Here is a 17,880-nt window from a genome sequence, read left to right as displayed (position 1 = left end):
GTGCGGGCCGGGGCCCGCACCGCGCGGTGGGTCAGTGCGACACCTGCCAGTGGCTGTTCGCCGTCTGGAGCGTGAACGACAGGCCGTAGCAGCCGAAGTCGGTGCTCGACACGCTGCCCGGCGGGGTCACCGAGGAGTTGGCCGTGGTCAACGACGTCCAGCTGCCGCCGACCTTGATCTGGAGGTTGGCCGCGTGGTACTGGGTGCCGTAGGTCTCCGTGCAGTAGTAGCCCTCGCCGGTGGCCGGGTTGTACTCGGTGTAGACCTCGAACATGCTCCAGCCGCCGTGCGGGTCAACCAGCTTGCTGGTGTCGGCGCTGGTGAACAGCGCGTCCCAGCTCGACGTCGTGTAGTTGTAGAGGTAGGCGGTCCACGAGTTGGTCACCGCGTTGGTCTGCACGTCCAGCACGGTGTAGGCGGGCAGGCCCTGGAACGACGTGGTGTAGGTGCTCACGAAGGAGGCGTCGATCCACGCCACGGCGGCGAAGCCGGGCGAGGCCGCGCACCAGTCCCACGCGCCCACGCCGTTGCCGCCCTGCCAGTAGAACGTGGTGACCTCGATGCAGGTCTTCCCGCTCGGGACGAGGGTCGGCGCGTACACCACGTCGGGGTTGCCCGCCGGGATGCTGATGCCGGGGTTGATGGTGTGGGTGGCCTGCGCGCCGTCGGAGACGACGGTCGGGAACGCGCCCCAGACCGAGTGCAGCGCTCCGCTCCACGGCGGGAGGACCAGCGACGCGTCGGCACGTCGCCGCTGCTCGTGGGCGGCCTGGAACGCCTCGCCCCGCGCGCGGACCTGCTCGCTGACCTTGCCGCCGGCTGCGGCCCTGGCCGCGTCGCCGCGCAGCGCGGGCACGGCCTTGCCGCTGACCGGCGAGTCGGGCGTCGGCCCGGTGACCGCGGCGGCCGTGTCCACTGTGGAGGGTAATGCCGGGGCGGCCGCGGCCGGCAGGGCGGGCGCGAGCAGCGCGCCGGTGGCCAGCAGCGCGACGGCCGCCCGGCGCAGCGGCGATCGGCGTGGTGAAGACGTGAACGGCACAGCCGTTTCCTCTCGGCGATGGGAATGGCGCACCGCGGACGAAGAAGGACGCGAACGACACATGCCTTGTCCCCCCAGGACGTCGCGGTGATTCCAGCCTGCCGCGCGCTCGTGATCACGGCTATAGGGCGACCGGCGGCCCCGGCTGGGTCCAGCGCCGGATTGTTTTCACGGCACTTGCGGACGCCCGAAGCACCGCGTGGGGATCACCGCACGCCCGGCGGCGACCCGCTGCCCCGGTGACGGGTGGTTCCGGCGGCCGTTCGACGACGCGCGCAGCCGGTCAGTCCACAATGGATGATCAAGGGACCGGGTGGCGCGCGAGCAGTCCGCTCCGGAAGGCGATCGAGACGGCGTGGGCGCGGTCACGGGCCCCGAGCCGGCGCAGGATCGCCTTCACGTGGGTCCGGACCGTCTCCACGGACAGCTCCAGCGATTCGGCGATGTCGGCGGAGGCCAGGCCGGCCGCGATCAGCTCCAGCACCTCGGTCTGCCGCGGGGACAGCGGCTCGCCGTGGTCCACGTCGGCGGTCGCCGGCTCGTCCTCGGCGGCCGGAACGGCGCGCACGGGCACGTGGCCCCCGCGGTGCACCCGCAGGATCAGGCTCACCAGCTCGGCCGGGTCGGCGTCCAGCGGCACGAGCGCGCGTGCGCCCGCGGTCCGGCCGACGCGACGGAAGTCGGTCGCGGGGCGGTCGTCGCTCACCAGGCCCAGCACCGTCCGCACCCGGCCGGGCCGGGCCAACTCGCCGATCAGGACGCCGCGCGGGTCCACGGCGCTGTCCACCAGCACCACGTCCGGGCACACGCGCCGCAGCCCCGCGAGGGCCTGGCGCGGTGTGGCGGCGGCGCCGAGCCAGCGCAGGCCGGCCTGCCGGATCACCGACCCCAGCCCTTCGCGCACCAGCGGCGTGGCCGCGACCGCCGCGACGGTCGGGGGGAGGCGCCGCACCGGCAGGTCCACGCTCACGGGCACCCCCTCCGGCACGGCGGACAGGTCGACGGGGACAGTGATGTAACAGGTACAGGAACGTATCACTAACTGAGCGTGACCCCCGGACGGTTCGACAAGACGCACACCATCGGGTGACGCAGCGCTAGGCGGGCGGGTTCGACAACGGGAGGTCCGGGTCGAGTTCCGCCCCGCCGTGCCGCACGAAGTCCTCGATCAGCGCCCACACCCAGGACGACAGCCGCGCCACCAGCTCCGCCCGGTCGAGCCCGTGGGGCGCGGCCAGCCACCGGGCCGTCGCCGACTCGACCATGCCCGCGACCGCGAAGGCGAGGGAATCGGCGTAGCGCAGGTCCACCCCGGCCGGCGCGTGCGCGACGAACAGCTCGCGCAGCGCTCCCGCGATGCCCAGGCGCACGTCGGCCGCGGGCCCGCGACGGCCGGGGACGACGCCCACGGCGCGGACGACCAGGTAGTCGTACAGCGGCGAGTGGGCGACCAGCCACGCCACGAACGCGTCCACGACCCGCGTGATGATCTCGCGCGGGCTGCCGCTCGGCGCGGTCAGGAAGGGCAGCATCGCCGCGGCGAACATCTCCGCGACCCGGTGCGCGACCGCGTCGTGCAGGTCGTCGGCATCGGCGAAGTGCCGGTACAGCTGCGGCCGCGAGATGCCCGCGCGCTCGGCGACCTGCTCGGTGGACACCCAAGGGCCGTGCTCCGCGATGGCCGCCAGGGCGGCCGCGACCACCTCCGCGCGCCGCTTCTCCCGCTGACCGGCCCACCTCGACGCCCTGCCGTCCGCCACGACCCGCAGCGTAGCCATCCCGCCGTGATCGGGATCGACGCGCTCGCCGCCCGCCACATCCCACCGGACGCCCACCCGCCCTGATGACCGGCACGCCCGGCCGCCCGCCACGACCCGGAGGGCGGCCGTTCCGCCGTGATCGGGAACCGGCACGCTCGGCTGTCCACCACAACGCGCGCGTCCCGCCGTGATCGGGATCGGTACGCTCGGCCGTCCCCGGCGTCCACGAGGAGAGGGCCGATGACGGATCTGGCGGGTTCGATCGAGTCGGTGGAGCAGCTCGCCGCGGCCTGGCGCGGCCTGGTCCTGGACCGGGATCCGGACGCCGACGTGCGCGACCTGCCCGGCATCGCGGTCCGGTGGGCCGACTGCCGGTTCGCGTTCTGGAACTGCGTCACGCTGACCGAGGTGGGCGCGGACGCCGACCTGGTCGGGCGGCGGCTGGCCGAGGTGGCCGCGATCATGCGCGAGAAGCGCCACCCCGGCTTCCTGTGGCTCTTCGAGGACCTCCTCGCCGACGAGGCGCGGGCCGGGGTGGACGCGGCGGCCGAGCGGGTCGGGCTCCGGCACGCGTTCCCGGGCCGGGGCATGGCCGGTGACCTGCTGCCCCTCCCCGAGCCGAGCCACCCGGACCTGACGTTCGAGCGCGTGACCACCGACGAGCAACTGCTGGCCTACGCGGACCTCAACTCGCGCGCCTACGGGTTCGCGCCGGAGGACGGCCGCGACGGGATCGCGGGCTCCGCGCTGTGGAAGGACGGGGTGCACGCCTACCTGGCGCTGCGCGACGGCGTCCCGGTGGCGTGCGCCGCGACGCTGGAGGCGGAGGGCCGGCTCTTCGTCGCGCTCGTGGCGACCGACCCGCGGTGGCAGCGGCGGGGTTACGGCGAGGCGGTGACGCGGAAGGCCCTGTACGAGGGCGGCCGCGCCACCGGCCTGACCCGGGCCACGCTGCACGCGACCGTCGCCGGGGAGCCCGTGTACCGGCGGATCGGCTTCCGGGCGTACTCGCCGGTGCGGTTCTACGGCCTCGACGCCTGAGCCGGCCCCGTACCGACGGCGACGATCCACGAACGCGGGCGAGGAATCCCCGCCGTCACCCCGGGAGGAGTCCCCGGTCCGGGCCGGGCGCGATCCGGAAAACACCACACCGACGGTTGCGCTTTCGGGCATAGTGGGCTACGTCGAATGGAGCAGCGCGCGGGACCGGGCTGGGGGGCCGGGTCGACACCGCGCGCCGCGGACGGCGAACATCCGGGGGAACTTCGTCATGGGACTGTCGCACGCCTTCAGACGCCTGCTCACCATCCCGACCGCCGTGGTGGCGGTCCTGTGCGCCACCGCGGGCAGCGCGGGGCCGACCGCGGCCGCGGTGGCGGGCACGGGACCCGCCCCGGTCGTCCGCGAGGTCCACGACCCGCCGAAGCGGGTCAAGGACGGCGAGGGCGTGTGGGCCTACTACCTCCGGCGGTGACGGCGGTGCCCCCGCGACGCCCCCTGCCGGCGCCACGGGGGCACACCCCCAGTGGGACGAGCCGCTACCGGAACGTCAGGCGGTACTCCACGCCGCCCCGGTCCACACCCTGCTCGTCGAGCTGGAACACGTTGACCGGCTTGCCGCCGGCCTCCCGGCTGCCGTTGAAGACGAGCACCACGGGCAGCCGCTCACCGGGCTTGAGCAGGATGCCGGTGAACCGGGCCAGCTTCGGGTCGACCACCTGGAACTGGGTCTGCCCGACCTGCCGCAGCCCGGCGAGCTGACCGCCGCCGGCGCGCCACCGCTCGAACAGCGTCGGGCCGAGGTCGACGATGATCCGACCGGGACCGACGAACGCCTCGCGGACGGGCGCGACGGCCAGCCCGGCGCGCGCGTCGCGCGGGAACGGGTTGCCGATCATCCACTCGTACCTGACGTCGGTGTCGGCCGGGTTCGTGGCCGTCACGACATTGTGCCAGACGATGTTGTTGTTGTTCCGGGTGTTGGCCTCCGTGCTGATGCCCTCGGCGAAGGTCATCGGGTCGGCGGGGTCGTTGTCCCATCGCGCCAACAGGCAGTAGTGCCGCCACTCGTTCGGCACGGTCCAGGGGGCCACCACCGAGTGGGTGCCGGGCGGGATGGTGACGCTGAGGACGCTGAACTCCTGCCAACCGCTCGGCCAGGTCTGGTTGCCGCCCGCCTTCGTGTAGTACAGGCGCAGGTTGCCGGTGTGGGCGACCTGGTCGGTGTTGGTGAGCGTGACCCAGACGTTGTAGGTCTGCGTCGGCGTGACCGGCACGTCCACGCCGCACTGCGTCCCCGGGACGGTGGGGCAGACGACGATGTCGGGGCTCGACCAGATGCTCCCCGACCCCGGTTCCGCCCCGGTGTCGCCGAAGTTGTCGCGCATGGAGATCCCGCCGTGCGGCGCGGCGGCTCCCTGCGCGCCCGGCACGGCGGTCAGGAAGGTGGCCATCAGGGCCAGGACGACGAGTGCGAACAAGCCGCCTCTTCGTCGGGACGACGTGGTGTGCATGGTGTCCTCACCTCCGGTTGGGCAATGGCCCGGCGAAGGTGCGGCACGCCTGTTGTGAACCGGTTGTGCGCCGCCGCGACCTTGGTCTGGTCAGCCGTATCGCGGAGCCGACATGACTGATTACGCTCGGTTGTCTCCCGGGGGAGGAAGGGGCCGACGTGGGCGAGCTGGGCGTGCTCGGCCGCGTGCACGCCGTCGGCCCGCGTGGTCCGGCCGAACTGCGGGGCGGGCGGCAGCGGGCCGTGCTCGGCGTGCTGGCCCTGCACGCCGGACAGGTGCTGCCGGTGGCCCGGCTGGTCGACGCCGTGTGGGGCGAGGACCCGCCGCGGACCGCCGTGCGGACGCTGCACAGCCACGTGGCCCGCCTCCGGCAGGCGCTGGAGACCTGTGGCCTCGGTCCGGTCCTGCGCACCAGCAATCCCGGCTACGCCCTCGACGTGCCGCCCGAGGAGGTGGACGCGCTGCGGTTCGAGCAGCGGGTCCGGGACGCGACGCGCGCCGCCGAGCGCGGCGCGGTGGCCGAGGCGCTGGCGGTGTTCCGGGACGCGGCGCGGTTGTGGCGGGGCGAGCCGTTCGCCGACGCGCCGCTGTCGGGGTGGGGGCTGCACGAGGTGGAGCGGCTGCGCGAGCTGCGCCTGTCCGCGCTGGAGGGCCGGTGGGACGCGGAGCTGCGGCTGGGGCGCCATGCCGAGGCCGCCGAGCACCTGCCGCGGCTGGTGGCGGAGCACCCGACGCGGGAGGGCCTGGTCGCGCTGCACGTGCTGGCGCTGTACCGCTGCGGTCGGCACACCGAGGCGTTGGCGGCGGTGCTGCGGGCGCGCGAGCGGATCGCCGAGGAGCTGGGCGCGGAGCCCGGACCGCGACTGCTGGCCCTGCACAGCGCGGTGCTGCGCCGCGACCCCGCGTTGAGCGGTCCGCCCGCGGTCGCCGGTCCGGCGCAGCTGCCCGCCCGCGCCGGCTACTTCACCGGCCGCGACGAGGAGCTGGCCGAGCTGGACCGGGTGCTGGACGAGCCGGGCGACGACCGGCCCGTGGTGGTCGTGTCGGGCGCGGCGGGCATGGGCAAGTCGGCGCTGGCGGTGGAGTGGGCGCACCGGGTGGCGCACCGGTTCGGCGACGGCCAGGTGTTCCTCGACCTGCGCGGCCACGACCCGCGGCGCGCGGTGTCCGCGGGCGACGCGTTGGCGCACCTGCTGCGCAGCCTGGGCCTGTCCGACGACCGGCTGCCGAGCGCGACCGCCGAGCGCGCCGCGCTGTACCGGTCCCTGCTGCGCGACAAGCGGTGCCTGGTCGTGGTGGACGACGCCGGCCCCGTCGAGCAGGTGCTGCCGCTGGTGCCGGGCGCGGGGCGCAGCCTGCTGCTGGTCACCACCCGGAGGTCGCCCGCCGCGCTCGCGGCGCGGTGCGCGGTGCGGCCGCTGTTGCTGGACGTGCTGGCGCACCGGTCGTCGATGGCGTTGCTGGGCAGCGTGCTGGGCTCGCGGCGGGTCGAGCGGGAACGCGGGCCGGCCGCCCGGCTGGCCCGGTTGTGCGGCGGGATGCCGCTGGCGCTGCGGATCGCGGCCGCGCGGCTGGCGGGCGAGCCGGACGCGCCGATCGCGGGCCTGGCGGCCGAACTCGCGGGCGCGAACCGGCTGGACGCGCTGGCCGTCGACGGCGACACGCGCACCGTGCGGACCGTGCTCACGAGCGCCTACCTGCCGTTGGAGCTGACCCAGACGCGGCTGTTCCGGCTGTTCGGCCTCGCGCCGGGCAGCACGTTCAGCGCGTCGCTCGGCGCGGCCCTGTGCGCCGTCCCGGTGGCCGAGGCGCGGGCGGCGGCACGGGAGCTGCGGGCCGCGCACCTGATCACGCCGGCGGGCCGGGACCGCTACCGGTTCCACGACCTGATCCGCGAGTTCGCCCGGCAGCGGGCGCGCGAGGACGAGACCGCGGAGGCGATCACCGAGGCGGGTCACCGGCTGGTGGACTGGTACCTGCTGGTCGCGGACCGGGCCAACCGGGTGCTGGACCCCCGGCGCGACCTGGTGACGCCGACGCCGCGCCACTCCCCCGGCGACCTGCCGACCCCGGCCGACCGGCAGGACGCGCTGGCGTTGCTGGAGGCGGAGCGGGCGAACCTGGTGCCGGTGGCGCGCTTCGCCCGGGAGACCGGGCGGCTGACCGCCGCGTGGCAGTTCACCTACCTGCTGACCAGCTTCTACGACGCCACGGGCCACTGGCAGGAGCGGGTGGCGCTGTGCCGGCAGGGCGCGGCCGCGGCGGGCGAGCTGGCCGACCCGCTCGCCGAGGCGGAGATGCTGCGGGCGCTGGGCGTGGCGTACTACATGACGCGGCGGCTGCGCGAAGCGCTCGACACGCACGCCCTGGCGCTGAAGGCGACCCGGGCGGCGGGCGACCTCAACGGCGAGGGCCACGTCTACAACAACCTCGCCAACACCTACGCCGAGCTGCGCCGCTTCGACGAGGCCGTGGCGGCGCACCGGATGGCGGTGGACCGGTGCCGGTCGGCGGGCAACCACCTGGGGCTCGCGCTGTCCCAGCGCAACCTCGGCAACACGCTGGTCCGCACCGGCCGGGCGGAGGAGGCGTTGGGGCCGCTGCTGGACGCCCTGGCCCGGTTCCGCGAGCTGGACGCGCCGCGGCTGGAGGCGGCGACCCTGGACACCCTCGGGGAGGCGCGCCTGGCGCTCGGCGACCACGGGCGGGCGTTGGGCACCTTCGCCGAAGCCCTCGCGCTGACCCGCAGCACCGGGTACGCCTGGATGGAGGCGGAGGTGCTGCTGCACACCGGCGCGGCGCACCTGCTGCGCCGGGACTTCGACGCCGCCGCGGGCGCGTTCGCGCGGGCCCTGGCGATCAGCCGGGAGCACCGCCACCCGCATGTGGAGGCGGTGGCGCTGGACCGGTTGGGCCAGGCGTTCCTCGGCCGGGGCGACCTGGCGGCGGCGCGGGAGCACCTGGAGCTGGCGCTGGCGGTGCGCCGCACCGTCCCGGACGGCTACGAGCACGCCACCGTGCACCGCGACCTCGCCGAGCTGGCCCGGCGGCGGGGCGACGAGGCCGCCGCGGCCTCCCACCGGGCCCGCGCGATCGAGCTGTTCCGGCAGGAGAACGCGACGGCCGAGGCGGACGCCGTGGGCGACCCCGTGACCAGCTCCGGGCCGCGGGCGTGAGCGCGGCCCGCAGGCCGCCCGACGACCCGGTGACCACCTCCTGACCTCCGGTGCCGACACCGTGCGCGGGCCGCCCGACGAGGTGATCGGCTCCCGACCCGCAGCGCCGGCAGGTCGCCCGACGACCCGGCGGTCAGCCCTGGGCCACGAGCGTGAGCACGGTGCGCAGGTTGCCCGGCGTGCCCGAGGAGGGCGAGTGGAACTCGACCGGGATGCGGACCTGCTGCCCCGGTTGGGCCGTGACGGTGATCGGGACGACGGCCCGCCGCGCGCCGGGGGCCACGGTCAGCCGCAGGTCCTTGATCGGCACGTAGCCCAGGCCCGTGCCGCCGTTGTCCAGCGTGCGCACGTGCACGTACCGGGGCACCCCGGAGTCCCAGAGGAAGTGGCCGCTCGCGGTGCAGACCGCCCGCCAGCACACGCCGGTGCCCTCGGTGGAGACGTCGGAACCGCAGTCGCCGCTGTCGGGGTCGCACCGCGGTGCGTCGTCGTCGGTGATCCAGCCCGCGCCGGAGCGCTCGGCGATCACCACGCCCACGGGCGAGTCGAGCGAGACCCAGAACACCTCGTTCAGCTCCGGCAGGGCGTCGGCCGCCACGGCGACGGTGACGTACCTGGTCGCCGTGTCGCCCTGCCACGTCAGCACGCCGGACGTCGCGGCGTAGTCCGACCCGGCGCGGCCGGGGTCGCGGTCGGCGGGCGACCCGTCGCCCGTGCGGAACCGCACCGAGCCCTCCGCGCGGCACCCCGCGGCGACCGTGACGGTGACGGGGAACCGGAACGCGGTCGTGCCCCCGGTGCCCTCGGCCTGCGCCACGTCGCCGACCCGCACGGCCGCCGGCGCGCACGCCGCCGCGGCCGGCGCGGCGCCACCGGGGACGGCGAGCCCCGCCAGGACCGCGACGGCGATCAACCGCGCGGTCGTCTTCCTCCTGCGCCACCGAAACATGTGTCACCCCATGCCTTCCGTAGGGCGCCGGTGCGCCCACTCCCGGGGGCTGCCTACCGCGGGCGCGTTGTGATCCTGTTGTGCGCCTTCGGGTTCCCGCTCGCGAGCCGCCGCGCGTGTGGTCCGGACCGCGGTCGCGGTCGGGCCGCACCCGCGCGCCGGGCGGGGTTGCCCCCGGTCCGGCACCGGCGGTCACCGTGCCGTGGGCGCAGTGTGGCCCTCCCACTCCCCCGGAGCCAAGACGAAGGAGTCCGCTCCGACGGCATCAGCCCTGTCACCCCGGTTCGGCCGAGCCGTCGCCGTGACGCTCGCGGCCGGTTTGGCCCTCGCCGGCGTCGCGCGCGCGGACCCGGCCGCGGCGTCGGCGGTGGCGTTCAGGGCCGAGCACACCGACCGCTGCCCGACCGGCTCCACCACCGGTGAGCCGGCCTGGTCCGCCATCGCGCCGATGCCGACGGCCCCGACCGCGGTGAAGGTCGTCGGCGAGGTGTCGCTGCGCGCCCGAGCCCGTGCCTGCCCCCACCCGGCCGGTCGTGACGGCGGTGTTCGCGGCCTACAGCGGCCGACCGTCGTGGACGCCGAGCGCCGGAGCACGACGGACGCGACCCGCCTCCCGCCATCCGCACTAGTGCGTTGTCGTCGTGCCGGCGGTGGGTTCTGGTGTGCTTGATCAGCCGGCCGGGGTCGGGGCCTGCTCCCGGGGTGGACGGGGTGGACGGGGTGGTGTCGGTGGGTGGTGGTGCGGGCGGGGTGCGCCAGTCCGGGGTCGCGTCGGGGCGGGCGGGGGTGTGGCAGGCCGGGCGGGACCTCGTCCACGTCGACGGCGATCTGGTGGTCGGCCGCGACGGGTCGCCGGCGTCGCCCCCGGCGAGCCGGATCCCGGCCCCGACGGGGACCTTCGTCGGCCGGGAGGACGAACTGGCGGAGCTGGGGTCGGCGGTAACGCGGTCCGACCGGACGGCGGTGGTCGTGGTGCACGGCCTGGGCGGCGTCGGCAAGAGCACCCTGGCCGCCCGGTTCGCGGACCTGCGCCGCGACCGGCACCCGCTGGTGTGGTGGATCACCGCGGACTCGCGGACCGCGCTCGACCACGGGCTCGCCGAGCTGGCCGTCGGCGTCGAGCCCGACACGGCCGGCGCGCCGCTGGAGCAGCGGGCCGAGGCGGCGGTGCGGTGGTTGGCGGCGCACCCGGACTGGTTGCTGGTCCTGGACAACCTCGCCTCGCCCGCCGACGCGGACCCGCTGCTGTCCCGGGTGCGCACCGGCACGGTGGTGATCACCAGCAGGCGCGGCGGCGGGTGGCGGGGCGTCCCGACCGTGGCGCTGGACGTGCCGCGGCCCGCCGAGGCGGAGGAGCTGCTGGCCGCGACCGCGCGCGAGGACTGGCCCGACGCGGACCTCGACGGCACGGACCGGCTGTGCGCCGAACTCGGCCGGTTGCCGCCGGCGGTGCGGCAGGCGGGCGCCTACCTGGCCCAGAACCGGATCACCCCGACCGCCTACCTGGAGCTGCTGGGGCGGTACCCGGCCCGGATGTTCGCCGCGACCGGCGAGGGCGGCGACGCCCGGCGGACGATGGCGCGCATCTGGCGGGTCACCCTGGACCGGTTGGCCGACACCCCCGCCGCGGGCCGGGTGCTGCGCGAACTCGCCTGGTACGCGCCGGAGGGCATCCACCGCGCGTTCCTCGGCGACGACCTGGACGTGGCGGACGCGCTGGGCAGGCTCGCCGCCTACAGCATGATCCGGCTCGGCCCGCGCACGGTCGCCGTGCACCGGCTGGTCCAGGCCGTGACCCGCACACCCGACCCGGCCGACCCGCACCGGCGGGCCGAGGACATCGCCGCGGCCCGCCAGGCCGTCACCACGACGCTGGACCGGGTGCTGAGCGGGCTGGACCACGAGTCGCCGCGCGACCGGCGGGTGTACGACGCCGTCCGCCCGCACGCCCGCGCGCTGCTGGAGCGGGGTGATCCCTCGGACGACACCGAGCGGACCGCCGCCGTGCTCAACTCGCTCGGCCTGTTCCTGCAGGACCAGGGCGACCTCGCCACCGCCACCGCCTACTTCACCCGCGCGCTCGGCGGCACCGCCGTGATGAGCGACGCCGACGCCGTCACCCTGCGGAACAACCTGGCACGGGCACGGCTGGCGGCGGGCGACCACGAAGCGGCGATCGCCGGCCACGAAACCGCGCTCGCCGACGCCCTGGCCGTGTTGGGCCCCGACCACCCGCACACGCTCGTCGCCCGCACGAACCTCGCCAACACCTACCTCCACGCGCGGGACCTCAAGCGCGCGCTCGCGCTGTACCGGACCGCCCTCGCCGAATGCCGGCGCGCGCTCGGCGACGACCACCGGTCGACCGTGGAAGCCCGGGTCAACCTGGCGCTCGGGCTGCGGCACTCGGGCGACGTCGCCGGAGCCGTGCGCACCGGCCGCAAGGCCGTGGCCGAAAGCGTGCGGGTGCTGGGCGAGGACCACACGTGCACGCTCACGGCTCGCAACAACCTCGCCACGGCGCTGCTGGGCGCGGGCCGGGTCCGGCAGGCGGTCCGGCTCTTCGAGGCGTTGGCGCGGGACGAGGAACGGGTGCTCGGCGACGACCACCCCGACACGCTGACCTCCCGGGTCAACCTGGCCGGCGCGTACCGGGAGGCCGGGCTGGTGGCGCTCGCCGCGGTGCGCCACCGCGACGTGGTCGCCCACGTCGAGCGGGTGCTGGGACCGCACCACCCGCTCGCGATCACGGCGCGCAACGACCTGGCCACCACCTTGCTCGCGGCGGGCGAGGCGGCACGGGCGGCGGCGCTCGGCGCGGAGACCGCGGCGCGGGCACGGCACCGGTTCGGCGACGACCACCCGCTGACCCTCGTCGCGCGGAACAACCACGCCCTGGCCCTCGGCGGCGCCGGCGACCACACCGGGGCCGTCGCGGTGCTGACCGCCGGTCGGACCGCCCTGGAACGCGACTTCGGTCCCGACCACCCGGAGACGCTGACGTGCCGAAGCAACCTCGCTTCGGCGCTGTGGGACGCCGGGCGGCACGAGCGCGCCGTGGCGGAGTTCGACGCGGTGATCGCGGACTGCGAGCGGGCGCTCGGCGCGGACCACCCCACGACGGTCACCGCCCGGCGGAACCTGCGGCACGCGCTGACCGGCGGCCCCTGACGGGCCGCCCGGCCGGGCACGAGGACGGGGTGGCCGACGAACCCGCGCACGCGGCACGCGGAACCGTGGCGGCAGCCGGCACGGCGCGGTGGTCCCGACAGCCCCGCCCGACCTCCGCAAGTCCATCCACAAAGGACGGACAAAGACCGTCCACTCCGGTGTGGACCACTGCGGACCGGCGAAAGACTTGCGCGAGACCGGTGCGGACCTACGTAACGACTTGCCCGACGGCGGTGTGCTTTGATGCCGTCGATCGCCTGTTGAGGGGTCATCGATCGGCCAGTTCGTCCTCACCACGCACCGGACGACATCGCGGGAGCGCCATGACGACCCCACTCTCCCCCGCGGCCGACCCGACGCGGTCGCGGCTGCGCGCCACGTGGTCGAACTGGGTGGACGAGGCGGTGCGGCCGAGGTGGGCGATCGTCCGGTTGCTGCCGTCCGGGGGTGCGGCCCTCGTCGGCTCCCTGGCCGTGCTCAACGTCGTCCTCGGCGTGCTGCCGGTGGCGTTCGTCCTCGCCACGAGCGTCCTGGTCGGCGAGGTGCCGGCCGCGGTCGGCGGCGGGGTCGGCAGCGCGGCCTGGGACCGGCTCACGGGCGTCTTCCTGCTGGCCGCCGCCGCGTTCCTGCTCACCCAGCTCCTCACCCCCGTGAGCGGTGCGATCGGCCAACTCCTGCGCCGGCGGGTGGACGGCGCGCTGCGGGACGAGGCGATGGCGTTGATGCTGCGCCCGGTCGGCATCGGGCCGCTGGAGGACCAGCGCACCCTCGACCTGCTGAACGAGAGCGTGCGCGCCTTCGACCGCGACTTCGGCACGCCGGGGCAGGCGTGCGTCGGCATCCTGGGTCTGATCGCCCGCTACACCCGCCTGCTGGCGCTCGTGGTCGTCATCGGGCTGGCCGTCGCCTGGCCGGCCGGGCTCGCGGTGGGCGCGGCGGTGCTGGCGTTCCGCTACGGCCAGCGCGGCGGGCTGCGCAAGTACTCCCGGGTGTGGAAGCACGTGGTGGGCAAGCAGCGGGAGATGACCTACCTGCACGAGGTCACCATGACCGACCTGGCCGCCAAGGAGATCCGGGTCTACGGCCTGACCGGGTGGCTCGCGGACCGCTACGTGGCCGCGTGGTCGGCCGTCCGGGACCGCTACGAGCAGGCGCGGCGGCGCGTCTACCTGGGGCCGTACCTGGTGTTGACGGCGTTGGGCCTGCTGCTGGCGGGGGCCGCGATGGTGCACGCCGCCCGGCTCGCCGCGACCGGTCAGGTCGGCCTGACCGCGTTGGCGCTGGGCGTGCAGGCGGTCGTGCTGGCGATCTCGCTGGGCGGCTACTACCCGGAGGCGGACACCAGCACGCAGTACGCGATGGTGGCGTTGGCCGCGTTGCAACGGCTGCGGGACCGGCTGGACGAGCTGGCGGGCGACACCCGCCCGTCCGGCGGCGCGCCGGTGCCCGCGGGCACGCCGACCGCGTCGCTCACGTTCGACCGCGTCGGCTTCCACTACCCCGGCTCGGACCGGACCGTGCTGGACGGCATCGAGCTGGAGCTGCCCGCCGGGCGGTGCACCGCCGTGGTCGGGGTCAACGGCGCGGGCAAGACGACGCTGGTGAAGCTCCTCGCCCGGCTGTACGAGCCGACGTCGGGCCGCGTGCGCGCCGACGGCGTGGACATCGCGGAGTTCGACCCGGTGCTGTGGCGCCGCCAGGTCGGGGTGATCTTCCAGGACTTCGTGCGCTACGAGCTGACGGCGGCGGAGAACATCGCGCTGGGCGCGGCGCACGTGCCGGTGGACCGGGCGGTGGTGCTGCGCGCCGCGGAACGCGCCGGGATCGCGGACGCGCTGCTGGCCCTGCCCGACGGCCTGGACACGCCGCTCTCGCGCGCCTACCCGGGCGGGACGGACCTGTCCGGCGGCCAGTGGCAGCGGATCGCCATCGCCCGCGCGCTCTACGCGCTGGAGGCCGGGGCGCGCGTGCTGGTGCTGGACGAGCCGACCGCGGCCCTGGACGTGCGCGCGGAGGTGGCGTTCTTCGACCGGTTCGTGGAGCTCACGCGCGGGGTCACGTCGCTGCTGATCTCGCACCGGTTCTCCAGCGTGCGGCGCGCCGACCACATCGTGGTGGTGGACGGCGGCCGGGTGGTGGAGCGCGGGTCGCACGACGAGCTGATCGCCGCGCGCGGCCACTACGCGCGGCTGTTCGCGTTGCAGGCCGAGCGGTTCGCGCACGGCCTGGACGCCGAGGACGACGACCCGCCGAACCCCGGCTCGCTGAACGACGACGTGATGGACGGCCCGCCGGACCACGACGCGCGGGGCGGCGACGTAGTGGATGGCGACGTGGTGGACGCGGCACAGGAGGTCGGCCGGTGATCGAGGTCGTGCGCGGCGGCTGGGAGCTGTTGGTCATCGCGTGGCAGGAGAGCCGGTACCGGCTGGTGCTGTCGGTCGTGCTGATGATCGCCCAGGCGTCGGCGATGCCGCTGGCCGCGCCCGCGCTCGCCATGCTGGCGGACTCGGCCCTGGCCGGCGACGTCGGTGGCGCGACGACGGCGGCGGTCCTGGTGGTGGTCGCGGTGATCGCCGCGCTGACCGCCGGGCACTTCGCGCACATCTTCTACTTCGAGCTGGGCGACCGGGCCGTGCCGCGGCTGGAGCGCGAGCTGATCGAGATGACCAACGGCTCGGTCGGGTTGGAGCACCACGAGCGGCCCGAGTACGCCGACAAGATCCAGGTGCTGCGCCAGGAGCTGCACCGGGCCGCGTGGGGCTCGATGGAGGGCCTGCTGAACAGCCTGGGCCTGCTGGTGGCGATCTCGATCACCGCGGTGCTGCTGGCCCGGCTGAACCCGCTGCTGTTGCTGCTGCCGCTGGCCGCCGTGCCGCCGTTGCTGCTGGGGCGGCGGGCCGAGGCGATCCTCAACGCGGCGCGCGAGCGGTCCGCGCCGCCGTCGCGCCACGCCAAGCACCTGTTCGGGCTGGTCGCGAGCCCGGCCGCGGCCAAGGAGCTGCGGGTCGGCGGGCTCGACGAGCACATGCGGACCCGTCAGCGCCGCGCCTGGGACGACGCGTCCGGGGAGCTGTGGCGCGGCGAGCGCCACGCCGTGCTGCTGCAGGTCTGCGGGCAGCTGTTCTTCGCCGTGGCCTACGTGCTGGGGACGCTGCTCGTGCTGCGCGACGCCGTGGCGGGCCGCCGCAGCGTCGGCGACGTGCTGCTCGTGCTCACCCTGGCGTCGCAGGTCAACCAGCAGGTGACCTCGGCCGTGACCGCGTTGCAGGAGATGCAGCGCACCGGTCGGGTCATGGCGAACCTGCGCTGGGTGCGTTCGCTGCTGGCGGACCAGACCCCTCCCCCGCCCGACCGGGACGTGCCGGAGCGGATCCGGGAGGGCATCGAGCTGCGCGGCGTCTCGTTCACCTACCCCGGCACCGACCGGCCGGTGATCGCCAACGTCGACCTCACCGTGCCCGCGGGGGCCACGGTGGCGTTCGTCGGCGAGAACGGGGCCGGGAAGACGACGCTGGTCAAGCTGCTGTGCCGGTTCTATCCGGCCACCACCGGCGTGATCACGCTCGACGGCACGGACCTGACCCGCTTCCCGGTCGACCGGTGGCGTGGCCGGATCGCCGCCGGGTTCCAGGACTTCGTCCGCTTCGAGCTGCTCGCCCGCGAGAGCATCGGGGTCGGCGAGCTGGCGCACGTCGAGTCGTCGGACGCGGTGCACGACGCGTTGCGCCGGGCCCGTGCCGACGACGTGCTGTCGCGCTTGGACAACGGGCTGGAGACCCAGCTCGGCAAGTCCTACGCCGACGGCGCGGAGCTGTCCGGCGGCCAGTGGCAGAAGCTCGCGCTGGGTCGGGCCATGATGCGCGAGGAGCCGTTGCTGCTGGTGCTCGACGAGCCCACGTCGGCGTTGGACGCCCAGGCGGAGCACCGGTTGTTCGAGCGGTACGCGGCCGGGGCGCGGGAGGTGGGGCGGCGCACCGGGGCCATCACCGTGCTGGTCTCCCACCGGTTCTCGACCGTCCGGATGGCCGACCTCATCGTGGTGGTCGCGGGCGGGCGGATCGAGGAGCACGGTTCGCACGACGAGCTGATGGCCGCCAACGGGCTGTACGCCGAGCTGTACGCGATGCAGGCGGCGGCGTATGCGTGACGGGGACGCCTCGATGCCGCCGGTGTGGTCCACGGCCGACGTGGCGCGGCTGGCGGCCGAGCGGGTGACGCCGGACGTGTGGGACTACATCGCGGGCGGGAGCGGCGAGGAGGTCACGCTGGCCGCGAACCGCGCCGCGCTCGACCGCGTCGCCGTCGTGCCGCGCGGGCTGGTGGACGTGTCCGCCTGCGACACCGGCGTGGAGCTGTTCGGGGCGCGGTCCGCGCTGCCGCTGGCCGTCGCGCCCATGGCCTACCAGCGCCTGATCCACGAAGGCGGGGAGAGCGCCGTCGCGTCCGCCGCCGCGGCGGCCGGGGTGCCCTACGTGGTGAGCACGCTCAGCTCCGAGCCGATCGAGGACGTGGCCGGCGCGGGCGGCACGACGTGGTTCCAGCTCTACTGGCTGCGGGACCGGGCGGTGGTCGCGGACCTGCTGCGCCGCGCGGAGGACGCGGGGTGCCGGGCGGTGGTGCTGACCGTGGACGTGCCCGTGCTCGGCCGCCGGCTGCGCGACATGCGCAACGGCTTCGCCCTGCCGTCGTGGGTCAAGCCGGTGAACACCGACGGCGACGTGGGCGAGCGCGTGCCGGGCGACTCGGTGATCGCGCGGCACACCAGCGCGGTGTTCGACCCGTCGTTGAGCTGGCGGGACCTGGAGTGGATCCGGGCGCGCACGCGCCTGCCGCTGGTGGTCAAGGGCATCCTCGACGCGGGGGACGCCAAGCGGGCCGCGGACGTGGGCGTGGACGGCGTGGTGGTGTCCAACCACGGCGGCCGGCAGCTCGACGGCGCGGTGCCGAGCGTGGTCGCGCTGCCCGAGGTCGTCGCCGCGGTGGACGGGCGGTGCCCGGTGCTGCTGGACAGCGGGGTGCGCAACGGGGTGGACGTGCTGCGGGCGCTCGCGCTCGGCGCGACGGCCGTGCTGGTGGGCCGTCCGGTGCTGTGGGGGCTGGGGGCGGGCGGTGAGGGCGGGGTGACGGCCGTGCTGGACGTGCTGCGCGACGAGTTCGAGACGGCGTTGCGCCTGGCGGGGTGCCCGGACGTGGCGGCGGCCCGCCGGCTCACCGCGACCACGGTATAGGGCCGCGCGGCAGGCCGAGGGTCACCACGACACCGGGGCAG

General features: G+C 75.5%; 12 protein-coding genes. 7 read left to right on the top strand and 5 right to left on the bottom strand.

Annotated elements, in window-relative coordinates; translation table 11 throughout:
• Positions 1-31 precede the first annotated feature (31 nt).
• The 3 genes from ACFXGA_RS18315 to ACFXGA_RS18305 form a co-directional block, all read right to left on the bottom strand.
• A complete protein-coding gene (locus ACFXGA_RS18315) occupies positions 32-1,039 on the bottom strand; it encodes a carbohydrate-binding protein (protein ID WP_378089307.1) in 1,008 nt (335 codons plus the stop codon).
• Positions 1,040-1,340: 301 nt separating this feature from the next.
• Positions 1,341-2,009 carry a LuxR C-terminal-related transcriptional regulator gene (locus ACFXGA_RS18310; protein WP_378089305.1) on the bottom strand — a complete coding sequence of 223 codons (669 nt, stop codon included), beginning with the start codon at positions 2,007-2,009 and terminating at the stop codon, positions 1,341-1,343.
• A 127-nt stretch (positions 2,010-2,136) separates the two neighbouring features.
• Positions 2,137-2,799 (bottom strand): TetR/AcrR family transcriptional regulator, encoded by a 663-nt coding sequence (locus ACFXGA_RS18305; RefSeq protein ID WP_378089303.1) that lies wholly within the window; start codon positions 2,797-2,799, stop codon positions 2,137-2,139.
• 240 nt (positions 2,800-3,039) lie between these two features.
• Between ACFXGA_RS18305 and ACFXGA_RS18300 the strand changes: the two genes are divergently transcribed.
• Together ACFXGA_RS18300 and ACFXGA_RS18295 are read left to right on the top strand one after the other, a co-directional pair.
• Positions 3,040-3,840: a GNAT family N-acetyltransferase gene (locus ACFXGA_RS18300; RefSeq protein ID WP_378089301.1), complete on the top strand. Its 801-nt coding sequence runs from the start codon at positions 3,040-3,042 to the stop codon at positions 3,838-3,840.
• A 229-nt stretch (positions 3,841-4,069) separates the two neighbouring features.
• Positions 4,070-4,273, top strand: coding sequence for a hypothetical protein (locus ACFXGA_RS18295; protein WP_378089299.1), 204 nt, complete (start codon positions 4,070-4,072; stop codon positions 4,271-4,273).
• Positions 4,274-4,337: 64 nt separating this feature from the next.
• On the opposite strand, the gene ACFXGA_RS18290 is transcribed toward ACFXGA_RS18295, so the two are convergent.
• Complete coding sequence (locus ACFXGA_RS18290; RefSeq protein WP_378089297.1) at positions 4,338-5,279, bottom strand: hypothetical protein; 942 nt, start codon at positions 5,277-5,279, stop codon at positions 4,338-4,340.
• Between the two features lie 191 nt (positions 5,280-5,470).
• Here ACFXGA_RS18290 and ACFXGA_RS18285 point away from each other — a divergent pair, with 191 nt between their 5' ends.
• Positions 5,471-8,488 carry a BTAD domain-containing putative transcriptional regulator gene (locus tag ACFXGA_RS18285; protein ID WP_378089295.1) on the top strand — a complete coding sequence of 1,006 codons (3,018 nt, stop codon included), beginning with the start codon at positions 5,471-5,473 and terminating at the stop codon, positions 8,486-8,488.
• Positions 8,489-8,621: 133 nt separating this feature from the next.
• Here ACFXGA_RS18285 and ACFXGA_RS18280 read toward each other — a convergent pair whose 3' ends face one another.
• Positions 8,622-9,401, bottom strand: a complete 780-nt coding sequence (locus ACFXGA_RS18280; protein ID WP_378089293.1) for a Calx-beta domain-containing protein — start codon at positions 9,399-9,401, stop codon at positions 8,622-8,624.
• A 747-nt stretch (positions 9,402-10,148) separates the two neighbouring features.
• Between ACFXGA_RS18280 and fxsT the strand changes: the two genes are divergently transcribed.
• From fxsT to ACFXGA_RS18260, 4 genes are all read left to right on the top strand, one after another.
• A complete protein-coding gene (gene fxsT / locus ACFXGA_RS18275; protein ID WP_378089291.1) occupies positions 10,149-12,608 on the top strand; it encodes an FxSxx-COOH system tetratricopeptide repeat protein in 2,460 nt (819 codons plus the stop codon).
• Between the two features lie 323 nt (positions 12,609-12,931).
• Positions 12,932-14,974 carry an ABC transporter ATP-binding protein gene (locus ACFXGA_RS18270; protein ID WP_378089289.1) on the top strand — a complete coding sequence of 681 codons (2,043 nt, stop codon included), beginning with the start codon at positions 12,932-12,934 and terminating at the stop codon, positions 14,972-14,974.
• Positions 14,971-16,758, top strand: a complete 1,788-nt coding sequence (locus ACFXGA_RS18265) for an ABC transporter ATP-binding protein (protein ID WP_378089287.1) — start codon at positions 14,971-14,973, stop codon at positions 16,756-16,758. The genes ACFXGA_RS18270 and ACFXGA_RS18265 overlap by 4 nt, the downstream gene beginning before the upstream one ends.
• The gene (locus ACFXGA_RS18260; protein ID WP_378089285.1) at positions 16,751-17,839 is read left to right on the top strand and encodes an alpha-hydroxy acid oxidase; all 1,089 of its coding nucleotides are present in this window, start codon (positions 16,751-16,753) and stop codon (positions 17,837-17,839) included. Before ACFXGA_RS18265 ends, ACFXGA_RS18260 begins: the two co-directional genes overlap by 8 nt.
• The last annotated feature ends 41 nt before the right edge of the window (positions 17,840-17,880 follow it).

Source organism: Actinosynnema sp. NPDC059335, from assembly GCF_042752395.1.
In the GTDB taxonomy this organism is placed as follows: Bacteria; Actinomycetota; Actinomycetes; order Mycobacteriales; family Pseudonocardiaceae; genus Actinosynnema.
The sequence above is the reverse complement of the archived record's forward strand: the minus strand, read 5'-3'. Positions and strand labels throughout refer to the sequence as shown.